Here is a 17,378-nt window from a genome sequence, read left to right on the forward strand (position 1 = left end):
CGACCTTCGCGACCGTTCAGCCGCGCCGGACCAGCAGGACGCCGACGAAGACCAGAACGACCCCGGCCAGCTTGGTCAGGCCGACCGGCTGGCGTGGCACGCCAAGCGCCCCGAAATGGTCCAGCGCCAGGCTGACCAGCAACTGGCCCGCCACCATCAGGGTGATGGTCAGGGCCGCCCCCAGCCGGGGCACGGCCCAGGCGGCGGTGATCACGAAGACGCAGCCGTACAGCCCGCCCATCCAGGCCCAGGCGGGCATGGCCCGCGTCGCGCCCATGTCCGGTCGCACATGCAGCACGGCCGCCAGCAGGCCCAGCGCCACGGTCCCGATGGCAAAGGACACGAAGGCCGCATTGACCGGCGACCCCACGGCGGCCGCCAGCCGGGCGTTGGTCGGCGCCTGCAAGGCCGTCGCCCCGCCCGCGAGGATGACGCCCAGCAGGATCAGATAGGTCATCGGGTTCATGGCGCGGAGCTAACACGGTGCGCGAGGATGCGCACCTGGGCACCGTCACCAGTCGTGCGTCGCATCAACCCCGCCGAAGATTTCGCCCAGCCGGGCCCGCGTCGAGCGATGCGCGTCCTCGGGCAGGGCGTCCGGATGAAACCAGCCGACCTCCGCGATTTCGCCATGGCTGGTGCGCTCGCCCGACGTCCAGGCATCGATGCCGTAAACCAGCACATGATCGCCGCGAAAGAACCGCTCGTTGGAATGGATCGAGATCAGCCGGGGCGCCGCCGCCGCCACCAGCCCGGTCTCTTCGCGCAGTTCGCGCACCGCCGCATCCTGCGTCGTCTCGCCACGATCCACCCCGCCGCCGGGCAACCACCAGCCGGCCAGATAGGTGTGTCGTACCAGCATCACCCGCCCCTCGGGATCGGTCGCCACGACGCGTACCCCGAGCGTCATCCCGCGCGTCGCCCGCGAGACCGCAAAGAACAGCGGCCGGGTGAAGGGCTCGATCAGGGTACGCCAGTTCATCGTAGCGCTTGTCCGCAGGCGGGTGGTCAGGATCATGCTGGACGAGTCAGCGTGGCACGTCGATGCCATGCTGTTGCAAAGCTGACATTCCGAAGGTCTGCTATGGCGGGAAAGCGAACCTCGGGGATTCACAGATACCAGTCATGTCCTCGGGCCGAGGCCGGTCCGCCATCAGCGAGCAACGGCATCCCACTATCGTCTGTCGCGCTCAATCGGTTCCAGCCGTCTGCGTCGTCTGACGCGGGCAATACGGAAGGCCCGCTGTGCTTCACAGTCGGTTCCAACTCGCCCGTGCTCGTGCTCCAGCGAATGTCCGACGCCACCAGCGTTGTCCCTGCCAGTTGGATCAGCATGTCGTTGGAACCGTTCCCGCCCAGATCGACAAAGAGAAAGCTGCCCCCATCCAGGTAGGCGATGCCGAATGTGTCGGCGCTACCTGTACGCACCTGGGTCAAGTCGATCCGGTCCTGGCCTGAAACGAATCCGAATATGCCGTCCGCAGCCGCGACGGTCGAATCCGATGCCGCCGCATAGACGAATGTATCGGCACCCGCGTCCCCGAACATCGCGTCCGCTCCGCCGCCGCCGGTGATGGTGTCGTTGCCCGCACCGCCGACAATCGGATCGGCCAGGCTGGTCCCGATGAGGATGTCGGCGACCCCCGACCCGACCATGTAGATGCCGAACCCGCCCGAATAGATGAAGTCGGTGCCGTTGATCGCCCGTCCCGCCGCCGTGGTCAGGAAACTGCCCGCCGCCGTCTCGGCATAGACGAAGCTGGAGCCATTATCGGTCCTCAGGATCGAGATCGAGGTCGCACCGATCAGTTGCAGGTCGATCCGGTCCTCGCCCGTGACGAAGTCGTACAGATTGTCGAAGCCGGCTGTCTGGTTGGAATCGCCCTGGGAGACATAGCGGAACACATCCCGCCCGGCCCCGCCCGCGATCGCGTCGGCCCCGCCGCCACCGGTGATGGTGTCGTCGCCACCCTCGCCGACAAGGGGGTCTGGCCGCAACGACCCGATTATGGTGTCCGCATCGGTCGAGCCGACGACATAGACGCCGAAGGTCCCGTTGTAGAGGAAATCGGTCGCGTTCAGCCCGGCGATGGGAGCCAGCAATTGGAAGGCCCCGCCCGGCGTTTCCGCGAACACGACACTGCCCCCGCCTGCGAAGCGGATCGCGCTGACTGATGTCGGATTGATCGCGGTCAAGTCGATCAGATCGATCCCGGTCTCAAAGTCGGTGATTGCGTCGAGTGCGCCTACCCTGGAATCGGAGGTCTCCAGATACCGGAAGATGTCCGCGCCGGCGCCGCCAGTCAGAGTGTCACGCCCGCCGCCACCGATCAGGACGTCGTTCAGCGGACCGCCGACCAGGGTATCCTGTCCTGAGGTTCCGTTCAGGGTCATCGGGGCAGGGATGGGCGTGTAGATGACGTCGGAGAACAGGACCGTGCCCTGAACATCGACGACGGTCGTCCCGCCCGCGGCGTCTACCGCGGTGACCGTGGTCCTGCCGGCTCCGTTCGGCGCCAGGGTCACCACGACGCTCCCTAAAGCCGTGAAGTCGAGCTTGTCCGAGCCGGTCGAAAAGTCGGTGATCACGTCGGCCGCAACCGCAGTGGAATCGCCGATCGCATAGACAAATCGATCTGCCCCCGTGCCCCCGGTCAGGATGTCGCTGCCTCTCCCTCCGATCAGCACATCAGCAAACCGGCTGCCGATCACGGTGTCGCCGAATGCCGAACCGATCACGATCTCGAAGCTGTTCAGAGTGTCGGAGCCCGCCGCTCCTCCCGCCAGGCCGGTCGCGAGATTGACACCGGACCGCGCCGCTCGCCGCGCTGTAATCGATCGTGTCCGTCCCGGTCCCACCGTCCAGCGCGTCGTTGCCGATCCCGCCGTCGAGCCGGTCGTCGCCCTCGCCTCCATTCAATCTGTCATTGGCCGCGCCGCCGCTCAGGACGTCGCTTCCGGCATCCCCATTGAGGGTATCGACGCCGGCACCGCCGACCAGAAGATCGTTTCCATCCCCTCCGCCCAGGGTCGCGCCGCTCTCCGACGCGTACAAGCGGTCGTCCCCACCGGCTCCAAAAGCGAGGATGGTGTTGTGAACCTCGTCGGGCCCCTCGGTCAGCAGCTCAAACGGAGCCGCTCTCATGGTCACCGTCCCGGTCGTGAAGATCGCCCCAGACGGCAGTGTCGCCGCGCTGACCCCCAGCAAACGTGCGTAGACCAACCACGGCGCCGCCTCGCTGGCGACGACGGTGTCAGCGCCGTTCTGGTAGTAGACCGCGCGACTCGAGGTTCCGGTCAGATCGATCCGATCAATGCCAGCCTGGAAGTCGGAGATCACCACGACGCCGATCGGGTTAGCCACCTGGAACAGGTCGGCTCCGAGACCGCCGGTGACGCGGATGGTCCTGTCCGCTCCGTCGGGGACCGTGTAGGTCACGAATTTGCCGCCCTGGTTGACGACGCCAATCCCGAGGCGGATCACATCGTCACCGTCGCCCCCATCAATTATGGCGTGACTTTCAGCCGTGATGCGATCGTTGCCTGCGCCGCCGGAGACAGTGGCCGGTGCGCCGGTGCCGGCAACGAGATTTCCTGTGCCACCACCCGAACCGAAGTTAAGGAAGATGATGTCGTCGCCGCCTTGGCCGTACAGAAAATCTCCGTCGGAAATGCCGGACTCCCAGATCGTGTCGTTTCCGTCGCCGCCGTAAACATAGTCGACGTCGCTGCCGGTCTGTCTCAGGCCGGGATCAAGATAGTCGTCCCCGGCGCTTCCGATCAAAGTGTCGCCGAACCTCGATCCTACGATATGACGGATGTTGACCAGCAGATCGGTGCTGTAACCCGTGAACTGATAATCCGTGATCGCGAGCGAGACCGTGACGCCCGTCGTCGCGTTGTCGTAGTAGGCGATGTCATCGCCGCCGCCGGGTCCCCCATCCAGCACGTTGCGGCCCGCCCCGGCCGACAAGAGGTCATCGCCCGCGCCGCCATTCAGGCTGTCGTCGCCGTCATCCCCGACCAGGGTGTCATCGCCATCCTCGCCGTTCAGGATGTCGTTTCCGGCCAGACCTGAAAGACGGTCACCGCCGCCGCCGCCGTTGATGATGTCGTCGCCGTTGGTCCCGTTGAGGGTGTCGGCACCGCCTGTTCCGGTGAAGGTGGGCATGTCACAATCTCCCGCGCAACGGCGCAGATCAGACCTGCGTCCCAGCCCCACCGTTGCGCCGAACTGTCAATCTCTGCAACCGGAGAGTACCTTGCGCCCTGACGCAACGGCGGGCACGGGTCGAGACCAGCCAACGGCGCCGACGCCGAAAGCCGACATTCCGCAGCCAGGACCGAAAGCCCTGCCACCTCACTCCCGCTCCGGCGGCCCTTGAACCCGCGCCCCGCCCGCTCTATTCCCCGCGCTCAAGGAACAGGAGCATCCCATGCTGGCTCTCGGCATCATCATCGGTTTCGTCGTCGTGGTCGGCGCCATCAACTGGTTCGAGTTCGGCCGGGTTGACTGAGCCCACGGGCCAGACCGTCCGCAACGGCGCCGCGCTCGTCACCGGGGGCGGCAAGCGGATCGGGCGGGCGATCTGTCTGAGGCTGGCGCGGGCCGGGTTCGATGTCGCCCTGCATTATCGCTCCGATCCGGACGAGGCCAAGGCCACGGCGGATGAGGTTCGTGCGCTCGGCCGTCGCGCCGCCATCGTTCGCGCCGACCTGACCGACGAGGCCGAGGTGCGGGCGTTGATTCCGGCGGCCGTCGAGGCGCTGGGGCCCCTGTCGGTGCTGGTCAACAACGCCTCGGTGTTCGAGGACGACCGGGTCGGATCCCTGAGCCGCGAGAGCTGGGACCGGCATATGGAGACCAATCTGCGGGCGCCGATCGTGCTGGCCGAGGCCTTCGCGGCGGTGGCGGTGGACGGTGCCTCGATCGTCAACCTGCTGGACCAGCGGGTGCTCAAGCCCGATCCGCGCTTCATCTCCTATGCCCTGTCGCGGAACGGCCTGTGGTGGGCGACGCGGACCCTGGCCCAGGCCCTGGCACCCCGCATCCGGGTCAACGGCGTCGGCCCTGGGCCCACCCTGCCGTCGATCCACCAGACCCCGGAAGAGTTCGCCGCCGAGGCCGCCGCCACCCTGTTGCAGCGCCCCGGCTCGCCCGAGGCCATCGCCGACGCTGTCGCCTGGCTGGTGGACGCCGACCTCGTGACGGGCCAGATGATCGCCGTCGACGGCGGCCAGCATCTGGCCTGGCAGACCCCCGACATCGTAGATATCGAGTAAAGCATGACCGCGCTCGCCGCCTTTCCCAGTACCGACGCCGCCCGACAGGAGGGGCTGAAGGTCTTCGTGCGCGGGCTTCGGGTCGAGGCGGGGATCGGCGTCTACGACCACGAGCACGGTCGGCTTCAGACCCTGATCATCGATGTGACGCTGGAGCTTTCGCCCCACGACGTCGAGCGGCTGGCCGACACGGTCAACTACGAGACCATCGCCGAGGCCGCCCGCGCCATCGTCGCCGAGGGTCATGTCGGGCTGGTCGAAAGCTTTGCCGAACGGCTGGCGCTGGATGCCCTGAGCGACGCCCGGGTGCGCCGGGTCACCGTCCGGGTCGAGAAGCCGGGTGCGCTCGAGGCTGCCGAGGCCGCCGGGTGCGAGGTCGTTTACGCGCGCTGACGACGGGCGGCGGTTGCGCCTGCGCGGCCGGACGGCCATTGTCCCACGATGATCCTGGCGTCGATCGCGGCTGCGGCCCCGGCGACGCTGCAACGCATTAGGTCGAGCGCAAGGTCGCGCGACGCCGGAGAAGACCGATGGCCGAACCCGGCGATCCCTCGTCCCACGATCACGACGACCTGATCGGCTTCACCTCGCCGGGGTCGCTGGCCGGCGCCGCGCGGACCCCGGAACCGCTCAAGGCTGAGCCGCTCAAGGCTGAGCCGCCCAGGGCTGAACCACCCAGAGCCGAGCCGCCCGTGGCCGCATCCTGGACCGCGTCCACCCCGCGCTACCGCGACGACCCGACCGACGACCTGTTCGACGACGACGCGGCCCCGGCCGCCGCTCCGACCGTGTCCGAAGTGCCGGTGGCCGAGACGGAGCCGTCGCCCGAACCGGTGGTGCAGACCGAGGCCGCCGATGACCTCGGGCCCCTGTTCACGCCCGGGACAGCCATTCCGGCCGTCGCGCCCGTGGTGGCTGCCCCCATCGCGGCCGCATCCGTCCCGCCGCGCCCGGCCAACGCCGATTTCGACGCCCCGCCGGCACCCCGGCCCGCTGCGACACCGGCCGCCGACCCCTCTGTCCTGCCCGCCTGGGCGCGCGAGACGCCCCGGCCGCCCAAGCCCGGATCGTCCGCCTTCGGCCGCGCCCAGCGTGCGGCCCCGCCCGAAGGGGCGATGAGCCTGTATGCCGTCTATGCCCTGATCCTGTTCGCCGTGCCGACGTTCGGACTGGCCGCCATGATCGCCCTGGTCTCGGTCATAAGCCGGCCCGTGCCGTCTCAGGATCTGGCCGCCAGCCATTTCATCTTCCAGAAGCGCACCCTGTGGATCGCCGCGTTCGGGGCCGCGATCGGCGTCGTGCTGATCGCCGTGAACCTGGGGGTCTTCGTCCTCGTCGGGATGGCGCTCTGGGTCATCGTGCGCGGCGCGGCCGGCCTGATCCGCCTGGCCGCCGGCCGCCCCGTCAAGAACCCGCTGACCTGGACGATCTAGGAGCCCCTCATGACCGACACCGGACCGAACCAGCCCCGCCTCGGCGAAGGCCTGCACCCGTCGGAGGGCAAGCCCGCCGCCATCATCGCCTGGGCGCTGTATATCCTGTCGATCCCCAGCGCGAACCTGCTGGTCATCGTCGGCCTGGTCGTCGCCTACGCCGGTCGCGGGTCGGCGACGGGCGTGGCGCGGGATCATATCGAGGCCCAGATCGCCCTGTTCTGGTCCGTCTTCTGGTGGACCATCGGCCTGTGGATCGTGACGATCGTGGCCTTCGCCACTGTGATCCTGTTCCCGCTGGGATTTGTCGGCCTACTGCTGCTGTTCCTGCTGCACATCTGGTTCACGGTGAAGAGCTTGCTGGGGCTGATCAATCTGTTCTCCGACAAGGCCCCCTGAGGCTTTTCGAGGAACAGGCGGGCGCGCCGGTGGTTGATCCTGTGCCACCCCGGCAGCCTTCAAGGACCCACCCCATGACCGATTTCCGCGACGTAACGGCCGAACAGCGGTTCGAGCAGGGGGTCACCGATGCCGACGGCGCGCTTCGCCGCGTCTGGGCCGACTATGCGATCCAGGGCGAGGTCCGCGCCATCCTGCACGTCGAGGCCGAGGACCAACTGCGCGGCTCAGGTGCGGCAGGTCGCTTCATGGCCAGCCTTGCCGACCATGCCCGGTCACAGAAGATCAAGCTGATCCCCCGGTGCAGCTATGCGGTCGCCTGGTTCCGTCGCCATCCGGACCAGTGTGACGTCCTGGCGTAGGGCTCAGGGCAGGCGGCTGACGATGGTCTTCATCGTCTCGGCCTTCTGGGGCAGATCGACCATCAGCCGGGACGCGATCTCGCGCGCGCCGACCGGATAGGCGTCACCGCCCTCGGCGATCTCCTTGGCCATTTCGGCGGCCTGGAACAGCACCTTTTCCAGCGCCTCGACCTGTTCGAGCGCCAGGGCCCGGGCCTCGAGCTGCAGCCGCTTGACGCGTTCGGACGTGGTCTCGGGTGCCCGCATCAGGTCATAGACCTCGCTCTGGGCCGCGACGAGGCGCAGGTCGGGTTTGCTGGGCGTGCTGGACGATTTTGGCATGACGGGATTCCTTCGTCAGCATCGAATGCCGATCCAGCTTGACCGTTCCCGCCCGACGGGGCCCTTTGGGTGAAGGTATCAGACTGTGGCGGCCGCGCATCAGGTCGGCGGCGTCGGATCGGTGGTCGTGACAAGTTCCGGCCGTCGCGTCTAGATTGCACAGACAAGGACGAGGCAAGGTATGCGGGCTGCATTGATTTCGGGATTGCTGGCGACCTTGATCTGGCCGATCGCCGCTCATGCCGAACCCGTCTGGCAAAGGATGAGCGTCGGCCAGGCCCGGGACCTGGTCGAAGGCGAAGGCGGCAAGGTCGAACAGGTCGTCGATACCGAGACCGGTGAGTACGTCATGACCGTCCGCTCTTCCGACAAGCTGCCGTTCAAGCTCAAGGGCTTCGACTGTCGCGGCGTGGGCGAGGCCAAGTCCTGTGTGCGGTACGAGTTTGTCGCCTATTTCAGGTTCGACGGCGAGGAAGAGGCCGCGCGTTACGAGCGTGACCTGGCGATCAACTGGCTGGCCGACCAGTCGAGCGATGACGGGTATCTGGACGTCTGGCGCATGGGTTCGCTGGAGGGCGGCGTCACCCGCGCCCACATGCGGTACCAGCTCCGCGCCTTCATCGATGCGGTCTGGGCTGCCCAGGAGACGGTCTATCCGCCCAAGACAGCGACCGGATCGCCCGGCACGGGCTGAGGTTTGCGGATCACAGCGTCCCGGCGTCGGCCATGTGATCGACCCGGCTGTCGGCCCGTTGGCCGTCCTGCTCTTCCTCCAGCACCTCGGCGGCCTGGTCGTTGAGGGCGCGGCCCTCGCGGCGGGGTTTGACATAGGGTTCGGGCTGCGGGGTCGAGGTGTTGTTGCGCCACAGCGACCGCCCGGCCTGCAAGCCCCCCGCGACCTGAAGGGTCAGCCGTTCCTCGTCGCGACGGCGGACGTCCTCGATGGTCTCGCGCGCCTCGTCCTCGGAGAAGCCCAGGTCCTTGAGCACGTGTTCGCCGAACGCCAGGGCGCTCTCGAAGGTCTCTCGGATGTGGAACTCGACGCCGGCATTGATCAACCGGATCGAATGGCCCCGGTCATAGGCGCGCACGAACAGCTTCACGAGCGGGAACTCGGACTGGACCAGTTCGACGATCCGGTCGGCGGCCTCGGGTTTGTCGACGCAGACCAGCACGGTCTCGGCCGTCTCGACGCCCGAGGCGCGCAGCACGTCCAGCCGGGTGCCGTCGCCGTAATAGACCTTGAACCCGAACTTGCCGGCGGCCTGGATCATCTCGACGTCGGAATCGACGATCGAGACGTCCACGTCGCGCCAAAGCAGGGTCTGGGCCGCGACCTGGGCGAAGCGGCCGAAGCCGATGATCAGCACCCGTTCGCGCAGGCCCTCGGCGCGATCGACGTCATCGAGATCATCGACCGAGACCGTGTCGTCGGGGCGCAGCTTGTCGGCGATTGCGAGGCGCAGCGGCGTCAGGGCCATGGACAGGATCACGACGGCCGACAGGATGGCGGCGGTGCGCGGGTCGAACAGGCCAGCGACGGCGGCGGTGGAATACAGGACGAAGGCGAACTCGCCCCCCTCCCCCATAAGGGCGGCGCGCAGCAGGCCCTCGCCGTGCGACTGTTTCAGCCGCGCGACGACATAGACGCCGACCATCTTGGCCGCCGAGAAGGCTGCCACTCCTCCCAGAACCCAGGCCCAGTCGCGGACCACGACGTTCAGGTCCAGCGACATGCCGATGGCCAGGAAGAACAGGCCCAGCAATATGCCCCGGAACGGTTCGACGTCGGCCTCAAGCTGATGGCGGAAGCTGCTTTCGGACAACAGGACCCCGGCCAGGAAGGCGCCCATGGCCATGGACAGCCCGCCCAGCGACATCATCCAGGCGGCGCCCAGAACGACGACCAGGGCCCCCATGGTCATGACCTCGCGCCCGCCGTATGTGGCCAGGATGCGGAACAGGGGGTTCACCAGCCAGCGCCCGGCGACATAGACCACCGCCACCGCCCCGACCGCCAGACCGATCGTCTGCCAGACCGGCCGCGCGTCCTCGACCACGCCGCCGTAGGCGACGCCGAGTACCGCGACCAGGGCCAGCAGGGGCACGATCGAGATGTCCTCGAACAGCAGGATCGACACGACCCTCTGTCCCGCCGGCTCCGACTGTTCGTTACGCTCGTCCAGCAACTGCATGACGATGGCGGTGGACGACAGGGCGAAGCCGAAACCCGCCACCAGCGCCGCGTACCAGGCCAGTCCCGCCAGCATGGCCGCCCCGGTCAGCAGGGCCCCGCAGGTCAGGACCTGGATCGCACCCAGGCCGAAGATTTCGCGCCTCAGGCTCCACAGCCGGGCCGGCCGCATTTCCAGGCCGATGATGAACAGGAACAGCACGATGCCGATCTCGGCGACGTGCAGCATGGTCTCGGGTTCGGACACCACGCCCAGCACCGAGGGCCCCAGGATAAGACCTGCGGCTAGATAACCCAGAACGGCCCCCAGCTTGAACTTCTTGAACAGGGGAACGGCGACCACGGCGGCTGCCAGAAGGGCGACCCCGTGCCCCAGTCCCATTCCTGTCGGATCAGCCATGCCGTCGCCCCGTCGTTCTCTCCTGCATTGTGGGGGCGATGGCGACGCTTTGCGACCCGGGCGGCTTCACATTGTGCGACCGCCTGGTGCCGGACGGCGGAGGGGACAGAAATATCACAGCCGCGACGCGCCCTATTTCGCGCCGATACACGCCACAGTTTCGACGAACGCCAGTCGGTCTCATGCAGGCAACGACATAACCCGGGAGGATGCGATGCTGGCGACCATGCTGAAACAGGGGGTGGCGGCCGTGCTCGGCCTGTCGGTGGCGGCACCGGCCGTGATGCCCGTATCACCGCCACAGACCGGGCGCGCGTTCGAGGACGGTGACGGCGTGGTCAGCCAGGCCGCTTGCGAGGCGGTCGGCATCCGACTGCGCGACCCGAGGCAGACGGAGTCCATCATGGTCACCGGCGCACGGATGGCCATGCCCGCGCCAGCCTCCATCGCCCCGCCGCCCATCACCATGCCCATCGAACCGACGAAGAAGGAAGACCGGGTCGAGTTCCGCGCCCCGCCGCCGCCCTATGTCGCCCCACCGGCCCCGCCGCCTCCGCCCGCGCCGATGATGACGGCCCATGCCCCACCTGTGGGCATGGTCATGCCCCATCCGGTCCGTCCCGCCGACACCGAACGCTATCCGGACGCCACACCGAACCCGGTGAAGCGCGTCACCGATGAGCCGGTCTCGACCTTCTCGATCGACGTGGACACCGCCGCCTATTCCAACGTCCGCCGCTTCATTTCCGAGGGCGCGACCCCGCCGAAGGACGCGGTGCGGGTCGAGGAGATGATCAACTATTTCGACTACGGCTACGCCCGGCCGACCAGCGCCGCCGAGCCCTTCGCCATCACCACCGCCGTCGCGGCCTCGCCCTGGTCACAGGGTCGTCAGATCGTCCACATCGGGCTTCAGGGGTACGAACTGCCGGCGGCCGAGAGGAAGCCGTTGAACCTGACCTTCATGGTCGATGTCTCCGGCTCCATGCAGTCGCCGGACAAGCTGGGTCTGGCCCAGCAGACCATGAACCTGATCATCGACAAGCTGCGTCCCGAGGACCGGGTGGCGGTGACCTACTACGCCTCCGACGTCGGCACGGCGGTCGGGCCGACGCCGGGGTCGCAGAAGCTGAAGCTGCGCTGCGCCGTCGCCGCCCTGAACGCCGGGGGCTCGACCGCCGGGGCCCAGGGGATGGTCAACGCCTATGAACAGGCCGAGGCCGCCTTCGGACGGGACAAGGTCAACCGCATTCTGATGTTCACCGACGGGGACTTCAACGTCGGTGTCACCGACGACAAGCGGATCGAGGACTATGTCGCCGACAAGCGCGGCACCGGCATCTATCTGTCGGTCTACGGCTTCGGACGCGGCAACTATCAGGACGCGCGGATGCAGACGATCGCCCAGGCCGGCAACGGCATCGCAGCCTATGTGGATGATCTGAACGAGGCGCGCCGCCTGTTCGGCCCGGCCTTCGACCGGGGCGCCTTCCCCATCGCCGATGACGTCAAGATCCAGGTCGAGTTCAACCCCGCCCGTGTCAGCGAATACCGACTGATCGGCTACGAGACCCGCCTCCTGAACGAGGAGGATTTCAGCAACGACGCCGTCGATGCGGGCGAGGTCGGGTCGGGTGCCTCCGTCACCGCCCTGTACGAGATCACGCCGGTGGGCGGCCCCAGCCAGATCCCCGAGCGGCGCTATGACGGCAATCGGCCGGACAATTCTCTGGGTGTCGGCGGCGGCGATCCGGACGGCGAGGTCGGCTTCGTCCAGGTCCGCTACAAACTGCCGGGCCAGCCCACGTCGCGCCTGCTGCAGAAGGTGGTGTCCAATGCGGGATCGGGCCCCGTCTCGGCCCAGGCCCCCGAGGCCACCCGCTGGGCCATGGCCGTCGCCGCCTTCGGCCAGCGTCTGCGCGGCGATCCGTGGATGAGCGCCGACTTCGACAACGCAGCCATCCTGAACCTGGCGCAAGGCGCGCGCGGCGACGACCCCTACGGCGAACGCGCGGCCTTCGTGCAGATGGTGCGGGCGGCCGATCGCCTTCCGGCGCGGTCCCGGCCCTAGCGGCCGCCCGCCAGGTCGGACCAGCGCCAGTTCGGGGCGCCCAGGGCGATGCGGGGGCTGCCGGGTGCGTCGCCCAGGGTGATCAGGGCATAGCCTCGCATCGTCTGCCGGCGACAGGCGGGGGGCGAAAAGGCGATCTCGACCGCGATGGCCTGGCGTACCCCCGCCAGCCCGCGCCCGGCCTGTCCCGGCGTCATCAGCCAGTCGCCGTCCCACAGCAGCAGGGCGCGATCCCGGCCGATCGACCCTTGCGCCTCGGCGGCCGTGCGCCGGATGTCGGCGTCGTCGCGCAAGGCGTCCTGAAGGCGACGGACCATGTCGCAACGACCGCCCGACCCCGCGCCCGTGCCGTCGCCTGATCCGGTGCCCGAGCCCTCGCCCGAGCCCGACCCGGCGACGGTCGCCCCGCCCAAGGCCTCTGCGCCTAGGCCGACGAAGGTGACGGGAGGCGCGACGCTGGCCACGACGGTTTCGACATTTGCCGGGGCCGGGCGCGGTGCCCGGGTGCGGAGCGGAGGCGGTGGTGCCGGGTGTGGTGACGGAGGAGCAGGCGAGGCGGCTGACGGTGTCGTTTCCGGCGTCGGATCGGGGGCCGGTTCGGGAGTGAGTTCCGGCTCCGGCAGTGGGATCGGCCGCGGCGGAGGCTCCAGATTCAGGATCACGGCGTCGAAATCGTCATCGATCGACGAAAAAGCCGGCGGGTCGGCGGGCACCAGAAACAACAGCGGAAGCAGAGCCAGATGCGCCCCCAGACTGATCGCCACGGCCAGTCCCGGACGCCGTCGTGAGCGCGTCTTCCCCCTGCGCACAGGCCTGGGCTCGGGTACGGTCACGTCTGCTAAATCCTGTTTGGTCAGAGAGGGTTGAACGGATCGGCCGGTGTCGAAGCCGCGCGGCCGGGGGGCGAGACGCTGCCTTACCGACCACGGCGACACGTCAGGATCGTGACCCGCATCGCCGCCCTTCCGCCTCTCTCCAGCCAAGCTAACGGCCCCGCTTCACCTACGGTCAAGCTGACGTGTTTTGGCCGTTTGCCCGACCTCATTTGGCCGTCCGCCCTACTTTAGTTTCATCCGGTTATGTCGCCATCCGGCCTGACCCCCCACCTCCCAGGGAGACTGAAGTTGAAGATTTCGACCCTCAAGACCGCCGCCGTCATGGGCTCCGTCCTCGCGCTCGGCCTCGCGGCCTCCGGCTGCGCCAGCCACAAATTCGTGCGTGAGAACCTGGCCGTCGTCGACGCCCGCGTCGACCAGACCGACCAGAACGTCGCCCGCGTCGAAGGCACCGCCGGCGAGGCCCTGCAACGCGCCACGGCCGCCCAGAAACTGGCCGAGGGCAAGTTCCTCTATGAAGTGGTCCTGTCGGACGACTCGGTGAAATTCCCGACCGACGTCGATGCCCTGTCGCCCGAGGCCGAACAGCGTCTGACCGAACTGGCCCAGCGCCTGAAGGCCGAGAACCGCAACGTCTATCTGGAAATCCAGGGCTATACCGACGCCTCGGGCCCTGAAGGCTACAACCAGCAACTGGGTCAGTCGCGGGCCGAGGCGGTTCGTCGCTCGTTGAGCCGCCAGGGCATCGCCCTGAACCGCATGGCCACCATCTCCTACGGCGAGGAATCGCCGGTGGCCCCGAACGACACCCCCGAAGGCCGGGCCCAGAACCGGCGGGTGGCGATCGTCGTCCTGAGCTAGTTGACGCCGACGGCGGGGCGGACGATGGGTCTGGAATGTCCGATCTGATCACCGCCCCGCTGAACACCCCCCTCGATGCGCCTCGCAACGGCCTGGAACAGGTCATCGAGGCCGCCATGGCCGACCCCGCCCACTGGCGCGCGTTCGAGGCCCTGCTGCCGACCGTAGACCTGTTCCTGGCCCCCGACGGCGAGATGCTGAAGGGGATCGAGCCCGGCGCGACCGGCATGCGCACGATGCGCACGGACCAGGCGATCGACGTCAAGGGCGTGACCCTGGACGACGGCCGGGTCGCGGCGGGCGTCTTCACCGATCCCGAACGGCTGAAATCGGCCTGGGGCGAGGACACCGTCTTCATCGCCATGAACGGCCATCAGGTGCTGGCCCTGTTCCGCGAGGGGCCGATCATCCTCAATCCCGGCTCGCCGCGCATCCTGCTGTTCCAGAAGGACGACATCGCCGCCCTGCTGGCCGCCGCCGACAAGGCTGCCGGGCAGGGGCTTCAGGCCGGAGGTCGCCCCACCGGCACGGTGCAACTGGGTGCCCCCGACATCGAACCCACCATTCTGCTGGAGCGGCTCAAGGCGGCCTTCGGACCGGTCGGCGGCACCGGCATCACCGCCGCCTGGCTGGCCCGCGCCCACTGGGCCGAGGTCAACCGCTGGGGCTGGTACGTCGATGTCCGCACCGCTCGTCCGATGGACGAGATCCAGGCCAAGGTCGGCCGCGCCGTCACCGGCGTCTCCTTCGGCCAGGAAACCCTCGACGTCGCCGTCGATCGCCCGGGCACTCCGGACGGCGTCGGTCTCCGGATCGTCTGACGCCTATTCCACGATATCTACGGGCAGGATCTGGCTGGCCAGCAGGGTCTCCATGCTCCGCCAGTGGTCCGGCCCCTGTCGCTCGACCCAGGCCTGGACCGTGTCGCGCCCGAGGCCGTAGTTGATGACGTAGCTGCCGTAGGTGTCGATGAACCGCACCCGCTGGGCCGCCTTGTCCGGGGCCGTCAGGGTGTATTTCGACAGCAGGGCCGCCGCCTGCTCCCGCGTGATCCGCCCGGCCAGATAGTCGTCGGCGATGGTGTATTCCGACCGCCCCAACTGACGGATCAGGGCCAGCAGCGCGTTCTTCTTCGCGACATCGGCGGGCGCCAGACCGGCCAGGGGCATCAGCGCATCGCGCTCGAACGCCGTGCCCTCATCGCCCGGAAAGGCGAGGTCGATGCCGTAGTTGGCGCTGCCTTCCGCCACGAACGACATCGGCGAGAACAGCGGATAGACGCTCATCTCCACCCACCCCTTCTCGCGCACGAAGGTCTGTTCCAGCAGGGCGTTGTAGACGTGGTGACCCGGGTATCCCTCGTGGCATCCCAGGTCGATCGCGCGTTCCGTATAGATCGGGAAGTCGGTGTTGATCTCGATCTTCGACGCCGCACCGCCCTGGAAATAGTTGTAGCCGGACCACGGCTTGTCGGTGACGAGGGCCAGGGTGAAGTTCTCGTCGGCGGGCAGGGTGATGTGGCGCACCGTCCGCGCCCGGCACTCGGCGATGGCCGCGCGCATCACCGCATCCAGCCGGTCCTTGGGGATGACGAAGGCCGCCCGAAACGCCGTGACCCGGTCGATCAGCGGCCCCTCGCCGGGCACCAGCGCCTCGATCCGCTGAAGGACCGGATCATAGTCCGACAGCGGCTTCAGCTCCGGCCGCACCCCGAACAGGGCCTCGGCCTGATCGGCGAACCCCAGTTTCTCGCCCTGCAACATCCGCAACCGCGCCTGCGCCGCCGAGACATGGGCCTTCAGATAGGCGACGCGCTGGCGCTCGTCCGGCGACAGCGGCGTCGATCCTCCGGTGCGCGGCAGGTCATTCAGCCGATCGGCCAGGTCGGCGGCATCCGCCGACAGCAGGGCGGCGTTGCGCGGCGCAGCCTTGGCCGCCGTCGCCCATTCCGCCGGGCCGTAGTAGGCATCGACATAACCGGGCTCGACCTCGCCGATCCCCAGGATCAGCTTCACATAGTCCTCGGCGATAAGCGTCAGACTATCCGTGGCCAAGGCCTCGGCCGTCACGGCCTGGGCTGCCGGGCGAGGTCCCGCTTCCATCCCCGGCGCGCACGCCCCGACGCTCAGCAACAGACACAGGGCGATCCGGCGCATTGACGCTCTCCATACAGACGTCGCGGACGCTAGCGGTCCCGGGATCGCCCGCCAAGCGTTCGCATCCATCCGGTCGCCGTCAAAGGGATTGAGGCGGAGCCCCGCCTGCTGTAAGGCCCTGCCTCCGGCGTCCGCGCCATGATGCACCCGTAGCTCAGCTGGATAGAGTACTGCCCTCCGAAGGCAGGGGTCAGAGGTTCGAATCCTCTCGGGTGCGCCACCTCTTTTCCGTTGAGGCTACCTCGCCTCGCTGGTCGCACAGGCTGTTGCGGTTCACGCAAGCCTAGCCACGCAGGGGGTTGATGATCTCCAGCCCCAGGAAATCCTTTTCATTGTCGGTGACGACGATGCATCCGTTGGCCAGGGCGACGGCAGCGACGATCATGTCGAGACCGTTCCGGGGTCTTCCGCTGGATTTTCCCTCGGCCATAAGCCGCGCCCAGATCAAGGCCGCGCGATCGTCGAAAGACAGGATCCGTCCCGCAAACAGGGCCTGCGGACCTTCCGGACCGGAGAACCATGTCTCAAGCAACTCGCGCTTCTGCCCTGCGGGCTTCTCGAGTATGCCGCGACGAATTTCGGCGACGGTCAGGGACGCGATGAACACGTCTTCGTCCTGCTGGGTCGCCATCCAGTCAAGCAGGGAGGCCGAAGGGTTCGGCTTGACCACATTACTGATAATGTTGGTATCGAGCAGATAGCGGGTCACAGATCGAGGATCCGCCCCTCTTCGCGATCCCGGCTGAAATCAAGACCTTCGCCGACAAGAGGCGACCGCTGCAATGCCTTGAGAATTCCGCCGCGTTGAGGCGGCTCACCCGACACGATCTGCTGGACCGCCGTTCGGGCCTGTGCGGCCTCGGGGCCGTCGTCGGCAAGCTGACGTGCAAGGGCACGAATCAGATCGCGGTCGATATCGAGGGCCTGCACCTCGAAGCGAGCGATACCCCGCTGGGTCTGCCGATCCCGATAAGACCTGACCGCCCGCTTTTGCGCCGTATTGCTCACCAGACACGCTCCGATCGGATATGACCGGATATATATCCCATGCGCTGATCGAAA

The 17,378-nt window shown here is 67.8% G+C and carries 19 protein-coding genes and 1 tRNA gene; 10 read left to right on the plus strand and 10 right to left on the minus strand.

Going from position 1 to position 17,378, the window contains the following annotated elements:
• Nucleotides 1-16 precede the first annotated feature (16 nt).
• The 4 genes from O5K39_RS05290 to O5K39_RS05305 all read right to left on the minus strand — a co-directional run bounded on the left by O5K39_RS05290 (nucleotide 17) and on the right by O5K39_RS05305 (nucleotide 4,171).
• Nucleotides 17-466: a DMT family transporter gene (locus tag O5K39_RS05290; protein ID WP_271146236.1), complete on the minus strand. Its 450-nt coding sequence runs from the start codon at nucleotides 464-466 to the stop codon at nucleotides 17-19.
• 45 nt (nucleotides 467-511) lie between these two features.
• Entirely contained in the window at nucleotides 512-982 is a 471-nt protein-coding gene (locus O5K39_RS05295; protein ID WP_271146237.1) for an NUDIX domain-containing protein, read from the minus strand.
• Between the two features lie 128 nt (nucleotides 983-1,110).
• Nucleotides 1,111-2,739: a M10 family metallopeptidase C-terminal domain-containing protein gene (locus O5K39_RS05300; RefSeq protein WP_271146238.1), complete on the minus strand. Its 1,629-nt coding sequence runs from the start codon at nucleotides 2,737-2,739 to the stop codon at nucleotides 1,111-1,113.
• Nucleotides 2,690-4,171, minus strand: coding sequence for a calcium-binding protein (locus tag O5K39_RS05305; protein WP_271146239.1), 1,482 nt, complete (start codon nucleotides 4,169-4,171; stop codon nucleotides 2,690-2,692). The genes O5K39_RS05300 and O5K39_RS05305 overlap by 50 nt, the downstream gene beginning before the upstream one ends.
• A gap of 338 nt (nucleotides 4,172-4,509) precedes the next feature.
• Here O5K39_RS05305 and O5K39_RS05310 point away from each other — a divergent pair, with 338 nt between their 5' ends.
• The 5 genes from O5K39_RS05310 (at nucleotide 4,510) to O5K39_RS05330 (ending at nucleotide 7,477) form a co-directional block, all read left to right on the plus strand.
• Nucleotides 4,510-5,283 (plus strand): SDR family oxidoreductase, encoded by a 774-nt coding sequence (locus O5K39_RS05310; RefSeq protein ID WP_271146240.1) that lies wholly within the window; start codon nucleotides 4,510-4,512, stop codon nucleotides 5,281-5,283.
• Between the two features lie 3 nt (nucleotides 5,284-5,286).
• Nucleotides 5,287-5,676 (plus strand): dihydroneopterin aldolase, encoded by a 390-nt coding sequence (gene folB / locus O5K39_RS05315; protein WP_271146241.1) that lies wholly within the window; start codon nucleotides 5,287-5,289, stop codon nucleotides 5,674-5,676.
• A 137-nt stretch (nucleotides 5,677-5,813) separates the two neighbouring features.
• A complete protein-coding gene (locus tag O5K39_RS05320; protein WP_271146242.1) occupies nucleotides 5,814-6,716 on the plus strand; it encodes a hypothetical protein in 903 nt (300 codons plus the stop codon).
• Nucleotides 6,717-6,725: 9 nt separating this feature from the next.
• Entirely contained in the window at nucleotides 6,726-7,115 is a 390-nt protein-coding gene (locus tag O5K39_RS05325) for a hypothetical protein (protein WP_271146243.1), read from the plus strand.
• 74 nt (nucleotides 7,116-7,189) lie between these two features.
• Nucleotides 7,190-7,477, plus strand: coding sequence for a GNAT family N-acetyltransferase (locus O5K39_RS05330; RefSeq protein WP_271146244.1), 288 nt, complete (start codon nucleotides 7,190-7,192; stop codon nucleotides 7,475-7,477).
• Nucleotides 7,478-7,480: 3 nt separating this feature from the next.
• On the opposite strand, the gene O5K39_RS05335 is transcribed toward O5K39_RS05330, so the two are convergent.
• Nucleotides 7,481-7,798 (minus strand): hypothetical protein, encoded by a 318-nt coding sequence (locus tag O5K39_RS05335; protein ID WP_271146245.1) that lies wholly within the window; start codon nucleotides 7,796-7,798, stop codon nucleotides 7,481-7,483.
• A 181-nt stretch (nucleotides 7,799-7,979) separates the two neighbouring features.
• On the opposite strand from O5K39_RS05335, the gene O5K39_RS05340 reads away from it, so the two are divergent.
• Nucleotides 7,980-8,492, plus strand: coding sequence for a hypothetical protein (locus tag O5K39_RS05340; protein WP_271146246.1), 513 nt, complete (start codon nucleotides 7,980-7,982; stop codon nucleotides 8,490-8,492).
• Between the two features lie 10 nt (nucleotides 8,493-8,502).
• Here the strand turns inward: O5K39_RS05340 and O5K39_RS05345 are convergent, their stop codons facing one another.
• Nucleotides 8,503-10,392, minus strand: coding sequence for a monovalent cation:proton antiporter-2 (CPA2) family protein (locus O5K39_RS05345; RefSeq protein WP_271146247.1), 1,890 nt, complete (start codon nucleotides 10,390-10,392; stop codon nucleotides 8,503-8,505).
• A 214-nt stretch (nucleotides 10,393-10,606) separates the two neighbouring features.
• Between O5K39_RS05345 and O5K39_RS05350 the strand changes: the two genes are divergently transcribed.
• Complete coding sequence (locus tag O5K39_RS05350; RefSeq protein ID WP_271146248.1) at nucleotides 10,607-12,463, plus strand: von Willebrand factor type A domain-containing protein; 1,857 nt, start codon at nucleotides 10,607-10,609, stop codon at nucleotides 12,461-12,463.
• Here the strand turns inward: O5K39_RS05350 and O5K39_RS05355 are convergent.
• A complete protein-coding gene (locus tag O5K39_RS05355) occupies nucleotides 12,460-13,227 on the minus strand; it encodes a hypothetical protein (RefSeq protein ID WP_271146249.1) in 768 nt (255 codons plus the stop codon). The genes O5K39_RS05350 and O5K39_RS05355 overlap by 4 nt on opposite strands.
• Before the next feature lie 360 nt (nucleotides 13,228-13,587).
• On the opposite strand from O5K39_RS05355, the gene O5K39_RS05360 reads away from it, so the two are divergent.
• Nucleotides 13,588-14,160, plus strand: coding sequence for an OmpA family protein (locus O5K39_RS05360; RefSeq protein WP_271146250.1), 573 nt, complete (start codon nucleotides 13,588-13,590; stop codon nucleotides 14,158-14,160).
• A gap of 35 nt (nucleotides 14,161-14,195) precedes the next feature.
• Nucleotides 14,196-14,981 carry an SseB family protein gene (locus O5K39_RS05365; protein WP_271146251.1) on the plus strand — a complete coding sequence of 262 codons (786 nt, stop codon included), beginning with the start codon at nucleotides 14,196-14,198 and terminating at the stop codon, nucleotides 14,979-14,981.
• Nucleotides 14,982-14,984: 3 nt separating this feature from the next.
• Here O5K39_RS05365 and O5K39_RS05370 read toward each other — a convergent pair whose 3' ends face one another.
• Nucleotides 14,985-16,316, minus strand: a complete 1,332-nt coding sequence (locus tag O5K39_RS05370) for a hypothetical protein (protein WP_271146252.1) — start codon at nucleotides 16,314-16,316, stop codon at nucleotides 14,985-14,987.
• A 143-nt stretch (nucleotides 16,317-16,459) separates the two neighbouring features.
• Between O5K39_RS05370 and O5K39_RS05375 the strand changes: the two genes are divergently transcribed.
• Nucleotides 16,460-16,536 (plus strand) — tRNA-Arg (locus tag O5K39_RS05375).
• A gap of 63 nt (nucleotides 16,537-16,599) precedes the next feature.
• On the opposite strand, the gene O5K39_RS05380 is transcribed toward O5K39_RS05375, so the two are convergent.
• A complete protein-coding gene (locus O5K39_RS05380) occupies nucleotides 16,600-17,025 on the minus strand; it encodes a type II toxin-antitoxin system VapC family toxin (protein WP_271146253.1) in 426 nt (141 codons plus the stop codon).
• Nucleotides 17,022-17,324, minus strand: a complete 303-nt coding sequence (locus O5K39_RS05385; protein ID WP_271146254.1) for a hypothetical protein — start codon at nucleotides 17,322-17,324, stop codon at nucleotides 17,022-17,024. Before O5K39_RS05385 ends, O5K39_RS05380 begins: the two co-directional genes overlap by 4 nt.
• Between the last annotated feature and the right edge of the window lie 54 nt (nucleotides 17,325-17,378).

This window comes from Brevundimonas sp. NIBR10 (assembly GCF_027912515.1).
In the GTDB taxonomy this organism is placed as follows: Bacteria; Pseudomonadota; Alphaproteobacteria; order Caulobacterales; family Caulobacteraceae; genus Brevundimonas.

Coding starts and splice junctions, on each gene's coding strand:
- O5K39_RS05290 (WP_271146236.1), bottom strand. CDS start 466: ATGAACCCGATGACCTATCTGATCCTGCTGGGCGTCATCCTCGCGGGC.
- O5K39_RS05295 (WP_271146237.1), bottom strand. CDS start 982: ATGAACTGGCGTACCCTGATCGAGCCCTTCACCCGGCCGCTGTTCTTT.
- O5K39_RS05305 (WP_271146239.1), bottom strand. CDS start 4,171: ATGCCCACCTTCACCGGAACAGGCGGTGCCGACACCCTCAACGGGACC.
- folB (WP_271146241.1), top strand. CDS start 5,287: ATGACCGCGCTCGCCGCCTTTCCCAGTACCGACGCCGCCCGACAGGAG.
- O5K39_RS05320 (WP_271146242.1), top strand. CDS start 5,814: ATGGCCGAACCCGGCGATCCCTCGTCCCACGATCACGACGACCTGATC.
- O5K39_RS05325 (WP_271146243.1), top strand. CDS start 6,726: ATGACCGACACCGGACCGAACCAGCCCCGCCTCGGCGAAGGCCTGCAC.
- O5K39_RS05330 (WP_271146244.1), top strand. CDS start 7,190: ATGACCGATTTCCGCGACGTAACGGCCGAACAGCGGTTCGAGCAGGGG.
- O5K39_RS05335 (WP_271146245.1), bottom strand. CDS start 7,798: ATGCCAAAATCGTCCAGCACGCCCAGCAAACCCGACCTGCGCCTCGTC.
- O5K39_RS05340 (WP_271146246.1), top strand. CDS start 7,980: ATGCGGGCTGCATTGATTTCGGGATTGCTGGCGACCTTGATCTGGCCG.
- O5K39_RS05345 (WP_271146247.1), bottom strand. CDS start 10,392: ATGGCTGATCCGACAGGAATGGGACTGGGGCACGGGGTCGCCCTTCTG.
- O5K39_RS05350 (WP_271146248.1), top strand. CDS start 10,607: ATGCTGGCGACCATGCTGAAACAGGGGGTGGCGGCCGTGCTCGGCCTG.
- O5K39_RS05365 (WP_271146251.1), top strand. CDS start 14,196: ATGTCCGATCTGATCACCGCCCCGCTGAACACCCCCCTCGATGCGCCT.
- O5K39_RS05370 (WP_271146252.1), bottom strand. CDS start 16,316: ATGCGCCGGATCGCCCTGTGTCTGTTGCTGAGCGTCGGGGCGTGCGCG.